The organism is Marinibacterium sp. SX1 (genome assembly GCF_050389775.1).
Taxonomy (GTDB): Bacteria; Pseudomonadota; Alphaproteobacteria; order Rhodobacterales; family Rhodobacteraceae; genus Marinibacterium.
In genome coordinates, this window is sequence record NZ_CP177144.1 from 777,210 (window position 1) to 793,948 (window position 16,739).

Annotated in this window: 19 protein-coding genes; 10 read left to right on the forward strand and 9 right to left on the reverse strand. The window is 66.1% G+C overall.

Annotated features, from left to right (window positions below; translation table 11 throughout):
- Positions 1 to 8 precede the first annotated feature (8 nt).
- Genes galE through ACK3BB_RS03605 form a run of 5 tightly spaced genes read left to right on the forward strand, consistent with a single transcriptional unit; the run spans position 9 to position 6,384 of the window.
- Positions 9 to 992, forward strand: a complete 984-nt coding sequence (galE, locus tag ACK3BB_RS03585) for a UDP-glucose 4-epimerase GalE (RefSeq protein WP_428927363.1) — start codon at positions 9 to 11, stop codon at positions 990 to 992.
- Complete coding sequence (locus ACK3BB_RS03590) at positions 952 to 2,208, forward strand: glycosyltransferase family 4 protein (protein WP_428927364.1); 1,257 nt, start codon at positions 952 to 954, stop codon at positions 2,206 to 2,208. Before galE ends, ACK3BB_RS03590 begins: the two co-directional genes overlap by 41 nt.
- 43 nt (positions 2,209 to 2,251) lie before the next feature.
- Positions 2,252 to 3,262, forward strand: coding sequence for a glycosyltransferase family 2 protein (locus ACK3BB_RS03595; RefSeq protein ID WP_428927365.1), 1,011 nt, complete (start codon positions 2,252 to 2,254; stop codon positions 3,260 to 3,262).
- Complete coding sequence (locus tag ACK3BB_RS03600) at positions 3,259 to 4,956, forward strand: beta-1,6-N-acetylglucosaminyltransferase (protein WP_428927366.1); 1,698 nt, start codon at positions 3,259 to 3,261, stop codon at positions 4,954 to 4,956. Before ACK3BB_RS03595 ends, ACK3BB_RS03600 begins: the two co-directional genes overlap by 4 nt.
- Positions 4,957 to 4,962: 6 nt before the next feature.
- On the forward strand, positions 4,963 to 6,384 hold the full coding sequence (locus ACK3BB_RS03605) for a sulfotransferase family 2 domain-containing protein (RefSeq protein WP_428927367.1): 1,422 nt from the start codon (positions 4,963 to 4,965) through the stop codon (positions 6,382 to 6,384).
- Positions 6,385 to 6,757: 373 nt separating this feature from the next.
- On the opposite strand, the gene ACK3BB_RS03610 is transcribed toward ACK3BB_RS03605, so the two are convergent.
- The 7 genes from ACK3BB_RS03610 to ACK3BB_RS03640 form a co-directional block, all read right to left on the reverse strand.
- Positions 6,758 to 7,222, reverse strand: a complete 465-nt coding sequence (locus ACK3BB_RS03610) for a PTS sugar transporter subunit IIA (protein ID WP_428927368.1) — start codon at positions 7,220 to 7,222, stop codon at positions 6,758 to 6,760.
- A gap of 45 nt (positions 7,223 to 7,267) precedes the next feature.
- Positions 7,268 to 7,831 carry a ribosome hibernation-promoting factor, HPF/YfiA family gene (hpf, locus tag ACK3BB_RS03615; RefSeq protein WP_428927369.1) on the reverse strand — a complete coding sequence of 188 codons (564 nt, stop codon included), beginning with the start codon at positions 7,829 to 7,831 and terminating at the stop codon, positions 7,268 to 7,270.
- A 303-nt stretch (positions 7,832 to 8,134) separates the two neighbouring features.
- A complete protein-coding gene (gene lptB, locus ACK3BB_RS03620; RefSeq protein ID WP_428927370.1) occupies positions 8,135 to 8,893 on the reverse strand; it encodes an LPS export ABC transporter ATP-binding protein in 759 nt (252 codons plus the stop codon).
- Positions 8,893 to 9,378 (reverse strand): lipopolysaccharide transport periplasmic protein LptA, encoded by a 486-nt coding sequence (gene lptA / locus ACK3BB_RS03625; RefSeq protein ID WP_428928812.1) that lies wholly within the window; start codon positions 9,376 to 9,378, stop codon positions 8,893 to 8,895. Before lptA ends, lptB begins: the two co-directional genes overlap by 1 nt.
- Before the next feature lie 6 nt (positions 9,379 to 9,384).
- Complete coding sequence (locus ACK3BB_RS03630) at positions 9,385 to 9,987, reverse strand: hypothetical protein (protein ID WP_428927371.1); 603 nt, start codon at positions 9,985 to 9,987, stop codon at positions 9,385 to 9,387.
- Between the two features lie 4 nt (positions 9,988 to 9,991).
- Positions 9,992 to 10,954 carry a KpsF/GutQ family sugar-phosphate isomerase gene (locus ACK3BB_RS03635; protein WP_428927372.1) on the reverse strand — a complete coding sequence of 321 codons (963 nt, stop codon included), beginning with the start codon at positions 10,952 to 10,954 and terminating at the stop codon, positions 9,992 to 9,994.
- Entirely contained in the window at positions 10,951 to 11,565 is a 615-nt protein-coding gene (locus ACK3BB_RS03640; RefSeq protein ID WP_428927373.1) for a ribonuclease D, read from the reverse strand. Before ACK3BB_RS03640 ends, ACK3BB_RS03635 begins: the two co-directional genes overlap by 4 nt.
- A 171-nt stretch (positions 11,566 to 11,736) precedes the next feature.
- On the opposite strand from ACK3BB_RS03640, the gene ACK3BB_RS03645 reads away from it, so the two are divergent.
- On the forward strand, positions 11,737 to 13,470 hold the full coding sequence (locus ACK3BB_RS03645) for an acyl-CoA dehydrogenase (RefSeq protein ID WP_428927374.1): 1,734 nt from the start codon (positions 11,737 to 11,739) through the stop codon (positions 13,468 to 13,470).
- Between the two features lie 164 nt (positions 13,471 to 13,634).
- Positions 13,635 to 14,015, forward strand: a complete 381-nt coding sequence (locus ACK3BB_RS03650; protein ID WP_428927375.1) for a response regulator — start codon at positions 13,635 to 13,637, stop codon at positions 14,013 to 14,015.
- A gap of 349 nt (positions 14,016 to 14,364) precedes the next feature.
- On the opposite strand, the gene ACK3BB_RS03655 is transcribed toward ACK3BB_RS03650, so the two are convergent.
- The gene (locus tag ACK3BB_RS03655) at positions 14,365 to 14,832 is read right to left on the reverse strand and encodes a PRC-barrel domain-containing protein (protein ID WP_428927376.1); all 468 of its coding nucleotides are present in this window, start codon (positions 14,830 to 14,832) and stop codon (positions 14,365 to 14,367) included.
- Positions 14,833 to 15,148: 316 nt separating this feature from the next.
- Between ACK3BB_RS03655 and ACK3BB_RS03660 the strand changes: the two genes are divergently transcribed.
- From ACK3BB_RS03660 to ACK3BB_RS03670, 3 genes are read left to right on the forward strand one after another with little or no spacing between them, the layout of a single operon-like run.
- A complete protein-coding gene (locus ACK3BB_RS03660) occupies positions 15,149 to 15,367 on the forward strand; it encodes a hypothetical protein (protein WP_428927377.1) in 219 nt (72 codons plus the stop codon).
- Positions 15,360 to 15,626, forward strand: a complete 267-nt coding sequence (locus tag ACK3BB_RS03665) for a Rho termination factor N-terminal domain-containing protein (RefSeq protein WP_428927378.1) — start codon at positions 15,360 to 15,362, stop codon at positions 15,624 to 15,626. Before ACK3BB_RS03660 ends, ACK3BB_RS03665 begins: the two co-directional genes overlap by 8 nt.
- Positions 15,627 to 15,683: 57 nt before the next feature.
- Positions 15,684 to 15,878 (forward strand): PLDc N-terminal domain-containing protein, encoded by a 195-nt coding sequence (locus ACK3BB_RS03670; RefSeq protein ID WP_428927379.1) that lies wholly within the window; start codon positions 15,684 to 15,686, stop codon positions 15,876 to 15,878.
- Between the two features lie 89 nt (positions 15,879 to 15,967).
- Here ACK3BB_RS03670 and ACK3BB_RS03675 read toward each other — a convergent pair whose 3' ends face one another.
- Complete coding sequence (locus ACK3BB_RS03675) at positions 15,968 to 16,702, reverse strand: Crp/Fnr family transcriptional regulator (protein ID WP_428927380.1); 735 nt, start codon at positions 16,700 to 16,702, stop codon at positions 15,968 to 15,970.
- Between the last annotated feature and the right edge of the window lie 37 nt (positions 16,703 to 16,739).

Genomic DNA, 16,739 nt, shown 5'->3' on the forward strand with positions numbered 1-16,739 from the left:
GGCCACCGGTGCGCCATGTACTTGTGACCGGCGGTGCGGGCTATATCGGCTCGCACGCCTGCAAGGCCCTGAAGGCGGCGGGTTACGTGCCCGTCGTCTTTGACAATTTTGCGACCGGCTGGCGCCAGGCGGTCAAGTTCGGGCCCGTCGAGGAAGGCGATCTGCTGGATCGCGGGCGGATCGACGACGTGCTGGCGCGGTGGCAGCCCGTGGCCGTGATGCATTTCGCGGCGCTCAGCCTGGTCGGCGAGGCGATGAAACTGCCCGGCAAGTATTGGCGCAACAATGTCGTGGGCTCGCTGAACCTGATCGAGGCGGCCTGCGCGGCCGGGGTGAAGCATTTCGTCTTTTCCTCGACCTGCGCGACCTATGGCGAACATGACAACGTGGTGCTGGACGAAACCACGCCGCAGGAGCCTTTGAACGCCTATGGCGCGTCGAAACGCGCGATCGAGGACATGTTGCGGGATTTCCAGGCCTCGGACGGGCTGGACCACGTGATCTTTCGCTATTTCAACGTGGCCGGGGCCGACCCCGACGGCGAGGTGGGCGAGTTTCACCGGCCCGAGACGCATCTGATTCCGCTGATGCTGGATGCGATCGACGGCAAGCGCGACGGGCTGACGGTGTTCGGCACCGATTACGACACGCCCGACGGCACCTGCATCCGCGATTACGTCCATGTCTGCGACCTGGTCGATGCCCATGTGCTGGGGCTGAAGTGGCTGGAAGAGGGCAAGGGCAGCCGGGTGTTCAACCTGGGCACCGGCAGCGGGTTTTCCGTGCGCGAGGTGATCGACCAGTCGCGCAGCGTGACCAACCGCGAAGTGCCCTATACCGAGGGTCCGCGCCGGGCCGGGGATGCGACCAAGCTGGTGTCGGGATCGTCCCGGGCCGGAGAAGAGCTGGGCTGGAGCCCGGAGCGGTCGAAGATGCAGACGATGATCGCCGATGCCTGGAGATGGCACCAAACTGGCCATTACGACGAATAACCCGGTGCCCGGGCGGCTGCTGGACCTGACGCGGAGCCTGCGACGGGCCGGCCGTCAGCCCACCGGGGTCGACCGGGTGGAGCTGGCCTATCTCGATCATCTGCTGGAGCGGGACGCGCCGCTGTTCGGGCTGGTCAGGACCGGGGCGGGTTACCTGCTGTTGGACGAAGAGGGGCTGCGGGCGGCGCAGTCGCGGCTGCATGGGGCGGAACCCTGGGGTCGGGCGGATGTGCTGTCGTCGCTGTTCCGCAAACGGCCCGAGATGGTGCGCCGGGCGGAAAGCGATCTGCGCCGGCTGGCGGTCGGGCGCTGCCGGCGGGCCATGCTCGCCACGCTCTTGCAAGCGCATCTCGCCCCGGGCACGCCTTACCTCAACACCGGCCATTCCGGGCTGAACGGCGCGGCGCTGGCGGCGATCCGGCAGGGCACGCAGGGGCGTATCGCCGTGCTGATCCACGACACGATCCCGTTGGACCACCCTGAATACCAGCGCCCCGGCACGGCGGGTACCTTTCGACGCAAGCTGGAGGCCGCGGGCGCCCATGCCGACCTGCTGATCTGCAATTCCCATTTCACCGAAACCCGGGTGCGGGCCCACCTGGACGCGCCGCCCGACATCCTCGTGGCGCCGCTTGGCGTCACCCCGGCGCGACCCGATCCCGCTGCGCTGCCCCCGGGGTTGCCGCCCGCCCGGCCGTTTTTCGTGGCGCTGGGCACGATCGAGCCACGCAAGGGCCATGATCTGTTGCTGGACACCTGGGCCGCGCTGGCCCGCGACCGGCCGGCCGACGAGATGCCCGGCCTGGTGATCTGCGGCAGCCGGGGGTGGAACAACGAGGCGGTCTTTGCCCGGCTGGACGCCCTGCCCGATGACGGGGTGATCCGCGAATGTCCCGGCCTGTCCGACGGGGCCGTGGCCGCGCTGTTGCAGGCCAGCTGCGGGTTGCTCTTTCCCAGCCGGGCCGAGGGGTTTGGCCTGCCGCCGCTGGAAGCCGCCATGTTGGGGGTGCCCGTGGTCGCCGCGCCGCTCCCGGTCTACGAAGAGACGCTGAACGACATTCGCGTTTACCTTGTGGAAACCGAAAGCTATCTATGGAGGAACATTGTCGACCGCCTGGTAACAGCGGATCGGGGAAACGACGAGGCAGGGATGACGTCCGGGTTCGATGCCATGGGGTGGTCGGACCATTTCGACGTGGTGTGCAAGAACGTCTGAAGCGCCGTGGCGCTTGGGCGATCAACTGAGATGAGGCGAAACCTTGGGCGCCTGGCAGTCCTACAAGCTTCGCGTGAAGCGACAACGCTGGCGCGGCCGCGCCTGGCGCAAGCATCGCGAGCTGAAGGCCGTGGCCGATCGCACCGCGCAGATCCGGTCCAGCGACCTGCTGCTGTTCTCGACCCAGCGCAACGAGCGCATCCGCCTGCCTTATTTCCTGGATTACTACCGCAACATGGGGATCGCGCATTTCCTCATCGTCGACAATGACAGCACCGATGGCGCGCTGGATTACCTGGCCGACCAGCCCGACGTGTCGGTCTGGCACAGCACGGCCAGCTACAAGCGCGCGCGCTTCGGGGTCGACTGGCTGAACTGGCTTCAGATGCAGCACGGCCATGGCCATTGGTGCCTGGTCGTCGATCCCGACGAATTCCTGATCTATCCGTTCTGCGACACCCGGCCGTTGCGCGCGCTGACCGACTGGCTGGATGCCAGCTCGATCCGGTCGTTCTCGGCCATGCTGCTGGACATGTATCCCAAGGGCCGGCTGGACGATCAGCCCTACCGCGCGGGCCAGGACCCGATGGAGATCGCCGCCTGGTTCGACAGCGGGAACTACTCGCTGAAGCGCAATTTCGAATACGGCAACCTGTGGATCCAGGGCGGGCCGCGCCGGCGGGTGTTCTTTCCCGATGAGCCCCATCGCGCCCCGGCGCTGAACAAGATTCCGCTGGTCAAGTGGGACCGCAAGTATGCCTATGTCAGCTCGACCCACATGCTGCTGCCCCGAGGGCTGAACCAGGTCTACGACGAATGGGGCGGTGAAAAGGCCAGCGGCATCCTGCTGCACGCCAAGTTCCTCGACACGTTCAACGCCAAGGCCCGCGAAGAGCTGGACCGCAAGCAGCATTACGCGGCCTCGGTCGAATACAAGGCCTATGCCAGCCGGCTGCGCGACGATCCCGAGCTGTGGTGCACCTGGTCGGAGAAATACATCAACTGGCGCCAGCTCGAGATCCTGGGCCTGATGTCCAAGGGCAACTGGGCATGAGCGTCGGGATCGTCATGCTGGTGCACACCGCCCTGCACCGGGCGGAACAGGTCGCCCGGCATTGGACCGCGGCGGGCTGTCCGGTGGTGCTGCATGTCGATTCCAACGTCTCGCGCAAGACCTACCGGCGCTTTCGCGCGGCCCTGGCCGATGACCGGCGGGTGCGGTTCTGCCGCCGGCACCGCTGTGAATGGGGCACCTGGGGCATCGTCGCGGCCTCGCAATCGGGGGCCGAGATGATGCTCGCCGAATTCCCCGACGTGCGCCATGTCTACCTGGCCTCGGGGTCGTGCCTGCCGCTGCGCCCGGTGCAGGAGCTGATCGAATATCTCGAAGCCCGGCCGCGCACCGATTTCATCGAAAGCGCCACCACGGCCGATGTGCCCTGGACGGTGGGCGGGCTGGACGAGGAACGCTTTACCCTGCGCTTCCCCTTCTCGTGGAAGAAGAACCGCCTGCTGTTCGACCTGTCGGTCGACCTGCAACGCCGGTTCAACCTGCGCCGCAAGACCCCGGCCGGGCTGGTGCCGCACATGGGCAGCCAGTGGTGGTGCCTGACCCGCCAGACCCTGTCGGCCATCCTCGAAGATCCCGACCGGCCGGTCTTTGATGCCTATTTCAAGCGGGTCTGGATTCCCGACGAAAGCTATTACCAGACCCTGGTGCGGCAATATTCGACCAATATCGAAAGCCGGTCGCTGACCCTGTCCAAGTTCGATTTCCAGGGCAAGCCGCATATCTTCTACGACGATCACCTGCAGCTGCTGCGCCGGTCCGATTGTTTTGTCGCGCGCAAGATCTGGCCCTATGCCGACCGGCTCTACAAGGCCTTCCTGACGGACAGTTCCATGGCCATGAACCGGACCGAACCGAACCCGGGCAAGATCGACCGCATCTTTGCCAAGGCCGTCGAAAGGCGGACGCGCGGGCGGCCGGGGCTTTACATGCAAAGCCGGTTTCCGAACGAGGATTGGGAAAACGGGCTGACCTCCTCGCAATATTCGGTGTTCGAGGGCTTTACCGAGCTGTTCGAGGATTTCGAGCCCTGGCTGGCCAAGATCACCGGCGCGCGGGTGCATGGCCACCTGTTCGCCCCCGGCCGGGCCGAGTTTTCCGGCGGGGCGCATCTGATCAACGGGGCGCTGTCGGACAATGCCCGCAGCCGCGACGACGATCCCAAGGCGTTCTTTACCTCTCTGATCTGGAACACCCGGGGTGAGCGGCAATGTTTCCAGTTCGGCCCGGGCGACAACCAGGCCATCGAATGGACCCTGGCCAAGGACCCCAACGCCCAGATCTCGGTGATCTCGGGGGCCTGGGCGGTGCCGCTGTTCCGGTCCAACCAGAATTTCTCGGCCCTGCGCAGCCAGGCCGCGGCGTTGCAAAAGATCGAGGCCGCGCATCTCAAGGTTCTGCGCTCGACCTGGACCAAGGCGCGGGTGCGGGTCTGGACCATGGCCGAGTTCATCGAAAGCCCGATGGAGCCCCTGCAGACCATCATCGACGAGATCGGCACGGTCAGCCCGCGCCGTCTGGCCGAGGCGCCGCGCATGGCCGATCTTGAAGGCTTTGGCCGCTTCCTGCAAAACCTCAAGAACCAGGGGATGCATCCGTACCTGATGGGTGATTTCCCGGTCGAGAGTGAGGTCAAGCATGCACCGAAACCGCCGCGCAAACCCTACCTGGTGCAGTAACCGGCGATGAGCTTCGATTACTTCGTCGTCTTCGCCGAGATGCGCACCGGCTCGAATTTCCTCGAGACCAATCTCAATGCCTTTGACGGGCTGCATTGCCTGGGCGAGCTGTTCAATCCGCATTTCATCGGCTACCCGAACCGCACCGAGATGCTGGGGTTTACCCAGCAGATGCGCGACGGCGATCCGATGAAGCTGCTCCGGGCGTTGCGCCAGCATGACGGGCTGGCCGGGTTCCGCTGTTTCCACGATCACGACGACCGGGTGATCGACAAGGCCCTCAAGGACCCGCGCTGCGCCAAGATCGTGCTGACGCGCAACCCGCTGGACAGCTATGTCAGCTGGAAGATCGCGCAGGAAACCGGCCAGTGGAAGCTGACCAACGTGACCCGGCGCAAGGATGCGCGGGTGCGGTTCGACGGGGCCGAGTTCGACGCCCATGTCGAGGCGCTGCAGGCGTTCCAGCTGCGGCTGATGCGGGGCCTGCAGACCAGCGGCCAGACGGCGTTCTACGTGGCCTACGAGGATCTGCGCGACCTCGACGTGATGAACGGGCTGGCGGCCTGGCTGGGCACGGATGCCCGGCTGGAGGCGCTGGACACCAGCCTGAAGCCGCAGAACCCCGAGCCGATCGGCGACAAGGTGGCCAACCCGGCCGAGATGGAACAGGCGCTGGCCGGGCTGGACCGGTTCAACCTGACCCGGACGCCGAATTTCGAACCCCGGCGCGGGGCGGCCACGCCGTCTTATGTCGGTGCCGCGCGGACGCCGCTGCTGTTCCTGCCCATGCGCGGCGCGCCCGAGGACGAGGTCATCGACTGGCTGGCCGCGCTGGACGGGGTCGACCGCGATGCGCTGGCCCTGCGGATGAGCCAGAAAGACCTGCGCAAGTGGAAGCGCCAGAACCGGGGCCACCGCAGCTTTACCGTGCTGCGCCACCCGGTGGCCCGGGCCCATGCGGCCTTTTGCCGGCGCATCCTGAACGCCGGGCCGGGCAGCTACCTGCAGATCCGCGACACGCTGCGCCGGGTGCACAAGGTCTCGGTCCCGCGCGAGGGTCCGGGCGCCGATTGGAGCCGGGCCGCACATCGCCGGGCCTTTGCCGAGTTCCTGGATTTCCTGCGGGCCAACCTGAACGGCCAGACGGCGGTGCGCGTCGATGCGGCCTGGTGCAGCCAGGCGCAGGCGTTGCAGGGTTTCGGGGATTTCGTGCCGCCCGACCATGTCTTCCGCGAGGAGGAATGGCGGGCCGAGGTCACGGCGCTGGCCGCGTCACTGGGCGCGGGTGATGTGCCGGTGCCGGGCGCCACGGCGCCGGACACGCCGCATGCGCTGGTCGACATCTACGACGACGAGATCGAAGAGATGGCGCGCAAGATCTACCAGCGGGATTACATGATGTTCGGCTGGGGGCCCTGGCGCGACTGATCCGCGGGGCGGGTTGGCGCGGATGGGCCAGCGGGGCTGACCGTCGCGAAATGACCGGCGGTGCTGATCAACCCGGGCTGATGCGCGGGGCGGATCGGTTCGGGTTGGTCTACGGGACCGGCCGTCGCGAAATGACCGGCAGGCTGATCGACACGGGCTGATCCGCGGGGCGGATTGGCACGGATGGGCCGGCGGGATGGACCGTCACGCACTGACCGGTAGGGGCTTATCGGCACGGATGAACCAACGGGACTGACCGTCATGCACATACCGGCGGGGCGGGCTGGTCTTGCCGGGCCCGGCGGATCGGCGGCACCGTCTGACCTCGTCGCGGAGGCTGATCCTGACCCGGCGTGTTTGGTGGGAATGCGGCTCAGGCCGCCTGCATCGACCGGCCTTCGGTCAGGATGGCATGCAGCGTCGGCGCGTCGTGATTGGCGCGCAGCTTGGAACACAGCGTCTGGTCCCGCAGGGTGCGCGAGACCAGGGCCAGGGCCTTGAGATGTTCGACCCCGGCGTCTTCGGGGGCGAAGAGGGCAAAGGCGATATCCACCGCCTGGCGGTCGATCGCACCAAAGTCGATGGGCTTTTCCAACAGGAGGAAGACGCCCTTGACGCCGGTCACGCCGGACACCCGGCAATGGGGCAGGGCCACACCGTGGCCCACGCCCGTCGGACCGAGGCTTTCCCGTTCCATGAGGGCTTCGACGGTCTGGCCCGCGTTCAGCCCGTAGGCTGAATGGGCCAGGTCGCCGATATCCTGAAAGAGGCGTTTCTTGCTCGAGACCGATGCAAGAACCTTCACAGCCTCGGCGTCGAGGATTTTCGAAAGATCCATGTTCTCTGCTCCGGCCCGCCTCCACCCCGGCGGGGTTACCTTTTGTTACGGGTCGATCCAGCCGATGTTGCCGTCGTCCCGTCTGTAAACCACGTTCAGCCCGTCCTTGCCTTCGTTCCTGAACACAAGGACCGGGGCCCCTGCCAACTCCATCTGCATCACGGCTTCGCCGACGGACAAAGACGGTATCTTTGTCTCCATCTCGGCGACGATGATTGGCTGGAGCGTTTCAGGCTCGGCTTCTTCGGCCATTTCTTCCGAGGCGAGGATATAAGAGGACGCCCCGAAGAGTTCAACCGGTTCCGCGCGGTCGCGATGGTGATCCTTCAGCCGCCGCTTGTAGCGCCGAAGCTGCTTGTCCATCTTCTCGCAGCAGCCGTCGAAAGCCGCGTAGATCTCGGTCGCATGGGCCTTGGCCTGCGCGGTCAGCCCGGTCGACAGATGCACCGTGCATTCGCAGACATATTCATGGGCCGACCGCGAGAACACCACGTTTGCATCCGTCGGTCGCTGTGCGTACTTGGCGACGACGCTGCCCAATTCCCCTTCGACATGGGCGCTTAGCGCCGCCCCGACGTCGATCTGGTGTCCGCTGATCTGGTATTGCATGAGCTCTCCTCGTGGCAACTCACCCGCGAACCGGCAACACGCCGGGCGCACCGATTCGGTCTATCGGGTGAAGGTGAAAAGCCGGCCCGCCATCGAGACGTCACGGTTACCGCAATACCGGGCTGTTGCCAGCGGGATGGCGTTTGCGGGGAATGCGTCGCGATGAAGTCGTGCCATGACGCCCATTGAGAACCGCCTTGAGGCCCCTGTCAATGAAAAGACGCGGGGCGATGCGGCAAAGTCATGCCAAACCTGTGCCAAATACCGCTTGCCATCCGGAATAGTAAGATTGCGCGAAAAGGGTCAGGAAATGCGAAAATTTTCGCCCAGGTAGACCCGGCGGACATTTTCGTTCTCGACCACGTCGCGGGGTGTTCCCGACATGAGCACGCGGCCATCATGAAGGATATAGGCACGTTCGACGATTTCCAAAGTCTCGCGCACGTTGTGGTCGGTGATCAGCACGCCGATGCCCCGGGTCTTGAGATCGGCGACAAGGTGCCGGATGTCGCCGACCGAGATCGGGTCGACCCCGGCAAAGGGTTCGTCCAGCAGCAGGTACTTGGGGTTGGCGGCCAGGCAACGGGCGATTTCCACCCGCCGGCGTTCGCCGCCCGACAGGGCCAGGGCGGGCGCCCGGCGCAGGTGTTCGATCGAGAAATCAGACAGCAGTTCCTCGAGCCGCTCGCGGCGGGAATGCTGATCGCCCTCGACGGTTTCCAGCACGGCCGAGATGTTGTCTTCGACCGAAAGGCCGCGAAAGATCGACATTTCCTGGGGCAGGTAGCCGATGCCCAGCCGGGCGCGGCGGTACATCGGCAGGGTGGTGACATCCTGGCCGTCGATGGTGACCGATCCGGCCTCGGGATAGACCAGCCCGGCCACGGCATAGAAGGTTGTCGTCTTGCCCGATCCGTTGGGCCCCAGCAGGGCCACGACCTCGCCGCGGTCGAGGTGCATCGAGAAGTCGCGGATGACCGTCTTCTTGCGGTAGGACTTGCGCAGGTGCTCGACGCGCAGCCCGCCCGAGCCGGGGGTCACGTCCAGGTCGGGGCCGTCCATCACTCGTCTTCCGGGATCAGGATCGTGCGCACGCGGCCGGTCATGCGGGCGGTGCCGGCGGCCAGGTCGACATTCAGCCGCTCGCCGCTCAGGGCGTTCTGGCCCTGGGTCAGCAGCACGTCGCCGGTCATGACGATGATGCCCGAATCGATGGTGTAATCGGCCTTTTCGGCCTCGGCCGCATCGGGGCCGTTGACCAGCACGACATCACCTGTGGCGACCAGCCGTTCGATGCCCGACCGGTCCTGTTTATAGACGACGAGCACCTCGGTGGCCGACAGGCGCATGACGCCCTGGCCGACCACGACATTGCCCGTGAAGACGGCGGTGCCATCGGCCTGGTCGACATCCAGCGCATCGGCGGTCACCTCGACCGGTTGCGAAGTGTCGGCCTGCAGGCCGCCAAAGGCCAGGTTGGTTCCCTGGGCCGCCGCCGCCTGTGCAAGCAGGCCGGCCGTCAGGGCGAGACATGTAAGTCGCGGCAGCAAGGCTCACCTCTTGGTTGACTGCGGATCGTATAGCAGCTTGACGCCATTGAGAAACACCAAATGCGTGGCCTCGGCGTCATTGTCCGGCGCCATCACGCGCATGGCGCCTGCATCCAGGTCACCCAGCGGGCCGCTGCCCGTCACCTGGCCCGGCGCGGTGGCATCGATGCGCTTGACCGCGGTTTCCAGCCGGTCGGTCACCAGGCGATAGCCGGTGTCGGTCGTGATGGTCACCCGGCCGCGGAATTCGGCGATGTCGCGGGGCAGGTTGATCCAGCCGCTTTCGGCCTCCAGCGTGATCGCCCCGCCCCGGGCCAGCCGGATCTGGCCCTTGAGGTTCTGCGCCGCCGCGGGGTCGTCGCCGGTGCCCGGCACGGCCTTGGCCGCCGACAGGAACACCTCGTCACCGCGTTCGGTGGTGCCGGCAAAGCGCGGCTCGGTGATCTGCTGGTCGCGGATGCGCTCGGCGATCTCGGCGTCGGAAAAGGGGATCGTGGCGTTGGGATCGGCGCTTTGCGACAGCAGGAAGAGGGTCGACAGGATGGCCAGCGCGGCCAGCGGCAGGACCACCTTGAGGAATGCCACCCGCCGCGAATAGCTGTCCATCGGCTCAGCCCAGCCCCGCGCGCAGGCAATCGTGCAGGCGGATCAGCCCTTCGGCCCGGCGGCTGCCCTCGGGCACGACGAACAGGCAGGTGATGCGGCCGGTCATCCGGGCCACGGCCTCTTCGGCCATGGCGCCGGGCGGGATGCTGCGGGGATCGCGGGTCATGACGTCGCGGGCCACGCAGGTCAGCAGCCCGTCCATGTGGCGGCGCAGGTCGCCATCGGTGATGATGCCCGTCAGGTTGCCATCGGCATCGGTCACGCCGGTCACGCCGAATTCCTTGCGCGTCATCTCGATCAGCACGTCGGGCATGGCCGTGTCCTCGGCCACCAGCGGCAGGGCCGCGCCGGTGTGCATCAGGTCGCGCACGGTCGACAGCCGGGCGCCCAGCTTGCCGCCGGGATGAAAGTTGCGGAACGCATCCGGCCCGAAATCGCGGTGCTGCATCAGGGCCACGGCCAGGGCATCGCCCATGGCCAGGGTCAGCGTGGTCGAAATCGTCGGCACCATGCCAAAGCCGCAGGCCTCGCCCATGGCCGGGATGACAAGATGCCCGTCGGCGGCCTTCATCAGCGTGCTGTCCAGCCGGCTGGACAGGCCGATCAGCGGAATGCCGAACCGCCGGGTATAGGCCAGCAGGTTGGCCAGTTCGGGCGCTTCGCCGGAATTCGAGATGGCCAGCACGACGTCGCCCTTGGCCACCATGCCCAGGTCGCCATGCGAGGCTTCGGCCGGGTGGACAAAATGCGCCGGTGTGCCGGTCGAGGCCAGGGTCGCGGCGATCTTGCGCCCGATATGGCCCGACTTGCCGATGCCCGACACGATGATCCGCCCGCTGGCCTGCAGCATCATCTGCACGGCCTCGGCAAACCGCCCGTCAAGGCCGGCGGCCAGGGCGTCCAGCGCCTTGGCCTCGTCCTGCACGACCTGCCGGGCAGTGGCCAGGAACTGCTCTGCCTCGGTCATGAGTGGGCGAAGATGTCGGTTTCGGGCCAGCCGGCCAGGTCCAGCCGGGCGCGCATCGGCAGGAAATCGAAACAGGCCTGGGCCATCTCCGTGCGCCCTTCGCGGGCCAGCATGTCGTCGAACCTGTCGCGCAGGCGGTGCAGGTAGAGCACGTCAGAGGCGGCATAGTCCAGCTGGGCGGGGGTCAGCGTCTCGGCGCCCCAGTCGCTGGATTGCTGCTGCTTGGAAATGTCGACGCCCAGCAGCTCGGAACACAGGTTCTTCAGCCCGTGGCGGTCGGTATAGGTGCGCACCAGCCGGCTGGCGATCTTGGTGCAATAGACCGGGGCCGCCAGGGCGCCAAAGGTGTGATACATCGCGGCGATGTCGAACCGGCCGAAATGGAACAGCTTGAGCACGTCGGGGTCTTCGAGCACGCGCGCCAGGTTGGGCGCCTCGGTCTGGCCCTTCTCGACCTGGACGATATGGGTGTTGCCGTCGCCGCCCGACATCTGGATGACGCAGAGCCGGTCGCGATGGGGGTTCAGGCCCATGGTCTCGCAATCGATGGCCACCACGGGCCCCATGTCCAGCCCGTCGGGCAGGTCGTTCTTGTAAAGGGTGTTGGCCAAGGCAGCTCTCCGCGCGGTTTGAGCCGAGATAGGCCTTCCGGCCGGCGAACTCAACATCCCGGGCCATGACCGCACCCCCGCCGGGCGATGCTACGCTGGGTTACGGGGGCTCTGCGCTGTTGCGGAACGGTGTTTCGCATGTAAGCTGCCGGCGAGGAAGAGGAGGACGAGATGCGCGCATATGACCGCGAGGATCTGCTGTTTCAGCTGTTCGACGTCGCCCGGGTGGACCGGATCATCGAGGGCACCGAGCTGGACCGCGAAACGGTGCTGGGCATCCTGGACACGGCCGACCAGATCGCGGCCGACCATTACCTGCCCCATGCCCACGAGATCGACGAGAACGAGCCGCAATTCGTCGACGGCCGGGCGATCCTGCCCGACGTGGTGAAACCGGCGGTCGATGCCTTTGTCGACGGCGGCTTCCTGGCCGGGCCCTTCGATCCGGCCCATGGCGGGCTGGGCCTGCCCGAGATCGTGCACCAGGCCGCGTCCTTTGTCTTTTCGGCGTCCAATATCTCGATCAAGGGTTATGCCATGCTGACGATCGGGGCGGGGCGGCTGATCCAGTCCTTCGGCACCGACGCGCAAAAGACGCGCTACCTGGAACCGATGGTCGCCGGACGGTTCTTTGGCACGATGTGCCTGAGCGAGCCGCAGGCCGGGTCGTCGCTGTCGGACATCACCACGCGGGCCGAGCCGATGGAGGACGGGCAGTACCGGATCAGCGGGCGCAAGATGTGGATTTCGGCGGGCGAGCACGAGCTGAGCGAGAACATCGTGCACATGGTCCTGGCCAAGATCCCGGGCGGGCCGCCGGGGGTCAAGGGCATCTCGCTGTTCATCGTGCCCAAGATCCGGCTGGACGGGGTGCGCAACGATGTCACGCTGGCCGGGTTGAACCACAAGATGGGCTATCGCGGCACGACCAATTGCGCGCTGAACTTCGGCGAGGCCGGCGATTGCATCGGTGAACTGGTCGGCGCGCCGCACCAGGGGCTGCGCTACATGTTCCAGATGATGAACGAGGCGCGGGTCAGCGTGGGCATGGGCGCCACGGCGCTGGGGCAGGCGGGCTACCAGGCCTCGCTGGCCTATGCCCGCGAGCGGCCGCAGGGCCGGTCGCCCACGGCCAAGGATCCGGCCAGCCCGCAGGTGCCGCTGACCGATCATGCCGACATCCGTCGGCTGCTGCTGGCCCAGAAGGCGGCGGTCGAACCGGCCCTGGCGCTGGCGCTCTATTGCGCGGGGCTGGTCGACCGGCACCGGGCCGGGGACGACGGGGCGCTGGTGCTGCTCGACGTGCTGACCCCGGTGGCCAAGTCCTGGCCGTCGGAATTCTGCCTTGAGGCCAACAAGCACGCGATCCAGGTGCTGGGCGGGGCGGGCTATACCCGCGATTACCCGGTCGAGCGCCATTATCGCGACAACCGGCTGAACCCGATCCACGAAGGCACCCATGGCATCCAGGGCATGGACCTGCTGGGCCGCAAGGTGCTGATGGACAACGGGGCCGGATTTGCTGCCCTGACCGCAGCGATCCGCGCGGATATCGCGGCGGGCGACCATCCGCTCGGCCCGGGACTGGGCCGGGCTGTCGACCGGCTGGAAGAGGTCACGCGGTCTTTGGCCGGCGCGGTCCGGGCCGATCCCGAGCGCGGGTTGGCCAATGCCACGCTCTACCTCGATTTCGCCGGCCATGTGGTGATGGGCTGGATGTGGCTGCGCATCGCCCGGGCCGCCGATGCCCGTGCGGCGCGCGAGGGGGACAGCGATTTTCTCAAGGGCAAGCAACAGGCTGCGCGGTATTTCCACGCCCGCGAGCTGGTGCGCACCGAAGGCTGGGCGCGCACGCTGATCGACAACGAGGCCTCGGCATTCGACATGCAGACCGCTTGGTTCTGACCGACCCGGCCGACGCCCGTGGCCCCGGGGCCACGGGGGTGTTGCGCAGGGGCCATGCTGCTCTGCCGTGGGTGGTATGCAGGTTTTTAGATGTTTGACGGCATCGCGCTTTGGTGTAGTGATTGTGAAAGTGCGCACGTTAAGGTTGATCGGAATCACCTAAGATGCATGCCAAGAAGAAGATCCTGCTGGTCGAAGATGACGGGTTCACCCGGTTCATGATGCAGGAAATCCGCGATACGCTGGGGGTCGAGGTGGATATCTCGGCCAGCATCCAGGACGGGCTGACGCGCTACAGCTCGGACCCCGATGCCTATGGCGTGGTGCTGATGGATGTCACGCTGCCCGACGATGTGGGGCTGGAAGCCAGCCAGCGCATCCGTGGCCTGCCGGGCGCAACCGGCCAATCGGCCCCGGTCATTGCCGTGGTGGGCGACGAACGCCAGGTCGATGCCGGCGTGCTCAGCCGCTACGGCATCGCCGGTCACCTGCGCAAGCCGCTGACCCCGGGCGAATTGATGGCGCTCGTCGACCAGTATTGCTGAACCCGTGCCTCCGGGCGGGATGACGGTGCTTGTCCGCCAGCATTGCCGGGATTGTGTAGCAGGACGTTGGCGACATATGACGCTTGTCGGCCTGCAATGCTGAGGCCGCGCTGCCGGGCGGAAGCGCCTTGATGTACCCTGTTGATCCGCATTTCGCAGACCGGGTTGCCGGGCACGTGCAAGGCGATGGTGCTGCCCACCAATAGTTCCGGGTCCGCGATGGCAGGAGGCAGTGAATTCTTGGCGCTACTCGACACGAATGTTGTGACGTCCTGCCAGGAACACGTGCGTCAAACAAAGCAAAAGGGGCGCCCGAAGGCGCCCCTGATCGTCGGATATGGTCTATGGCTTACGATTCGTAGGCCGGCAGACCTTTCAGCCCGTCCTCGGTGACGTTGGCATAGATGCGCAGGCTGCCGTCTTCCATGTTCTCGGTCAGCATCAGCGTGTCATAGCTGACGACGACGTCCTTTTCACCGATGCCCAGGTAGCCGCCGACGCCCACGATGGCCGCCACGATCTCGCCCTGGGGCGTCACCACGAGGTTGTCGACCTCGCCGACCCATTCCTTGTTGGCGTCATAGACCCGCAGGCCCACCACGTCGGATGCGGCAACGGTGCCGGCGTCAATCTTCTTGTAGCCCTCGGGCTCGGATTTCAGCAGGTCCAGGTTGGTCACGCTGAAGTCCCACTTCTCGTCCATGATGATGGGATCTTCCACGTCGTTCGCGCCGGCCTGGCTGGCTGCCGTCGAGGCCGCGAAGGACGGGGCGGCGATGGCAAGGGCGAGGGTCGAGGCGGTCAAAATGCGAAGCATGGGAAACTCCTTCCATTGGATCGTCATTGTCTTTCGTCCGGCCCGTCCGGCGATGTGTACCGCCGTTCGGGCCATGTGAGGGGACAACCGCCGCCTGCCGCGGATCGTTCCGAAAATTCCTTTTGAAACAATGGGCCGGGGGTTTGCGTTTCCCTCGGTTGTGCCGGCTGCGTGGGGCCGGGCGCGCCTACGCGCGGGCGCGCGAAGAGGTCAGGCAAGGGGCAGGCCATGGGCAAGCAAAGGGCGTTTTTCAAGGGAACCGGCGGCCTCGATCGGCGTTGTGATGACAACGGGACAGCAAGAAGGAAACAATCCGATGCCGTCAGCGACATCGACAGGGAACCGCCACTGCCTTGACCTGCGCGCCGCCGTTCTGCTGGGCGCCATCGCCCTGGCCGGCATGCTTGGCGAAAGCGGCATGGACTGGCGGAAATGCAGCGCCGGAGCCGACGACCTGATCTCGGCCTGTGCGCTTGAGGTCGATGTCCTGCCGAACCTGGTGCGCACCGCCTATGCGGAGAGTGGAAATGGCTGAGAAAGACTTTGGTCCGTCGATCAAGGACCCCGACACCTACGAGGCCCTGCGCGACAAGGGCTATGGCAAGGCCAAGGCTGCGGCGATCGCCAATGCCCAAGCCAATGACAACATGGAGCCGTCCAAGAAAGGTGGCAAGGCGCCGCCCTACGAGGACTGGACCAAGTCCGAGCTCTACGAGCGGGCGCGCGAGCTGGATATCGACGACCGCTCCGGCATGAACAAGGACGATCTCATCGCGGCATTGCGCAGCCAATAGCCGCCTGCAACCGCGCGGCCCGGCCGCGCAATCCCCCCGATCCAAAGGAGAAATGACATGGGTTTGGAAATCACCGGTATTGGCGGTCTTATCCTGCTGATCCTCGACATCTGGGCAATCGTGTCCATCATCGGTTCGGCCAGCTCGACCGGGTCCAAGGTGCTGTGGTGCCTCCTGGTGCTGTTGCTGCCGCTGGTGGGCTTCATCATCTGGCTCATCGCCGGTCCGCGGTCGCGCACGGCGCATGTCTGACCCGGCACGGTGCGGGGGCCACGGCCCCTGCCCACAACGAAACGCCCGGCCATCGTGCCGGGCGTTTTCGTGTCTGAAGGGGCTGTCTGTCAGATCAGCGGCCGCGCCGGGTTGATCTCGTCGTCGATCTCGATGTCGCACAGGCTGGCCAGCTTGGCCGGGTCGCGCACCGACAGCCAGCCGTCGGACCAGTCGAGCACGCCTCCGCTGCGCAGGCGGGCCAGGGTCTTGTTGGTATGAACGAGCGACAGGCCGAGCGCATCGGCCAGATCCTGCTGGCGATAGGGCAGGGGCACGCGGCCGTTGCGGCGCAGACCCACGGCGCCCAGCCGGTGGTCGAACCGGTGCAGGGCCCAGGCGATCTTGGCCTGGGCATCCATCTGGCCCATGGCCGTCAGGGCCTCGCCCAGCAGGTGTTCCTCGTTGGCGGCCAGGTGGGTCAGGTCGAAGGCCAGGTCGGGCTGCGACTTGAACAGGGTCCACAGGTCGGAGCGGTTGAAGACGCACAGCCGCATCTCGGTCGTGGCTTCGACCGAATGGCGCATGACATCCATCACGCCCGATTGCAGCCCGACGAAATCGCCGGGCAGGACAAAGCCCACGACCTGCCGATCGCCATCGCGCGTTGTCTTGTAGCGGATGCCCATGCCCGACAGGGCGGTGAACAGCTGCGACGAAGACGCCTGTTCGGTCAGGATCTCGGTGCCCGGCTGGGCGACCAGTTCACCGGTCTTGAACTTCATCATGAAGCCCAGGGTCGTCTTGGTCATCGGGTGGAACAGGTCGAACCGGCGAAGCGGGCAATTGGTGCAATCGGTCGTCAATCGTGTCGTCCTATGTCGCAGTTTAATGCCCCGGCCC

Bases quoted from the DNA above. Each gene is read 5' to 3' on its own strand.
- ACK3BB_RS03590 (WP_428927364.1), top strand. From the start codon at position 952: ATGCCTGGAGATGGCACCAAACTGGCCATTACGACGAATAACCCGGTG.
- ACK3BB_RS03600 (WP_428927366.1), top strand. From the start codon at position 3,259: ATGAGCGTCGGGATCGTCATGCTGGTGCACACCGCCCTGCACCGGGCG.
- ACK3BB_RS03605 (WP_428927367.1), top strand. From the start codon at position 4,963: ATGAGCTTCGATTACTTCGTCGTCTTCGCCGAGATGCGCACCGGCTCG.
- ACK3BB_RS03610 (WP_428927368.1), bottom strand. From the start codon at position 7,222: ATGGATCTTTCGAAAATCCTCGACGCCGAGGCTGTGAAGGTTCTTGCA.
- hpf (WP_428927369.1), bottom strand. From the start codon at position 7,831: ATGCAATACCAGATCAGCGGACACCAGATCGACGTCGGGGCGGCGCTA.
- lptB (WP_428927370.1), bottom strand. From the start codon at position 8,893: ATGGACGGCCCCGACCTGGACGTGACCCCCGGCTCGGGCGGGCTGCGC.
- ACK3BB_RS03630 (WP_428927371.1), bottom strand. From the start codon at position 9,987: ATGGACAGCTATTCGCGGCGGGTGGCATTCCTCAAGGTGGTCCTGCCG.
- ACK3BB_RS03635 (WP_428927372.1), bottom strand. From the start codon at position 10,954: ATGACCGAGGCAGAGCAGTTCCTGGCCACTGCCCGGCAGGTCGTGCAG.
- ACK3BB_RS03645 (WP_428927374.1), top strand. From the start codon at position 11,737: ATGCGCGCATATGACCGCGAGGATCTGCTGTTTCAGCTGTTCGACGTC.
- ACK3BB_RS03650 (WP_428927375.1), top strand. From the start codon at position 13,635: ATGCATGCCAAGAAGAAGATCCTGCTGGTCGAAGATGACGGGTTCACC.
- ACK3BB_RS03655 (WP_428927376.1), bottom strand. From the start codon at position 14,832: ATGCTTCGCATTTTGACCGCCTCGACCCTCGCCCTTGCCATCGCCGCC.
- ACK3BB_RS03660 (WP_428927377.1), top strand. From the start codon at position 15,149: ATGCCGTCAGCGACATCGACAGGGAACCGCCACTGCCTTGACCTGCGC.
- ACK3BB_RS03665 (WP_428927378.1), top strand. From the start codon at position 15,360: ATGGCTGAGAAAGACTTTGGTCCGTCGATCAAGGACCCCGACACCTAC.
- ACK3BB_RS03670 (WP_428927379.1), top strand. From the start codon at position 15,684: ATGGGTTTGGAAATCACCGGTATTGGCGGTCTTATCCTGCTGATCCTC.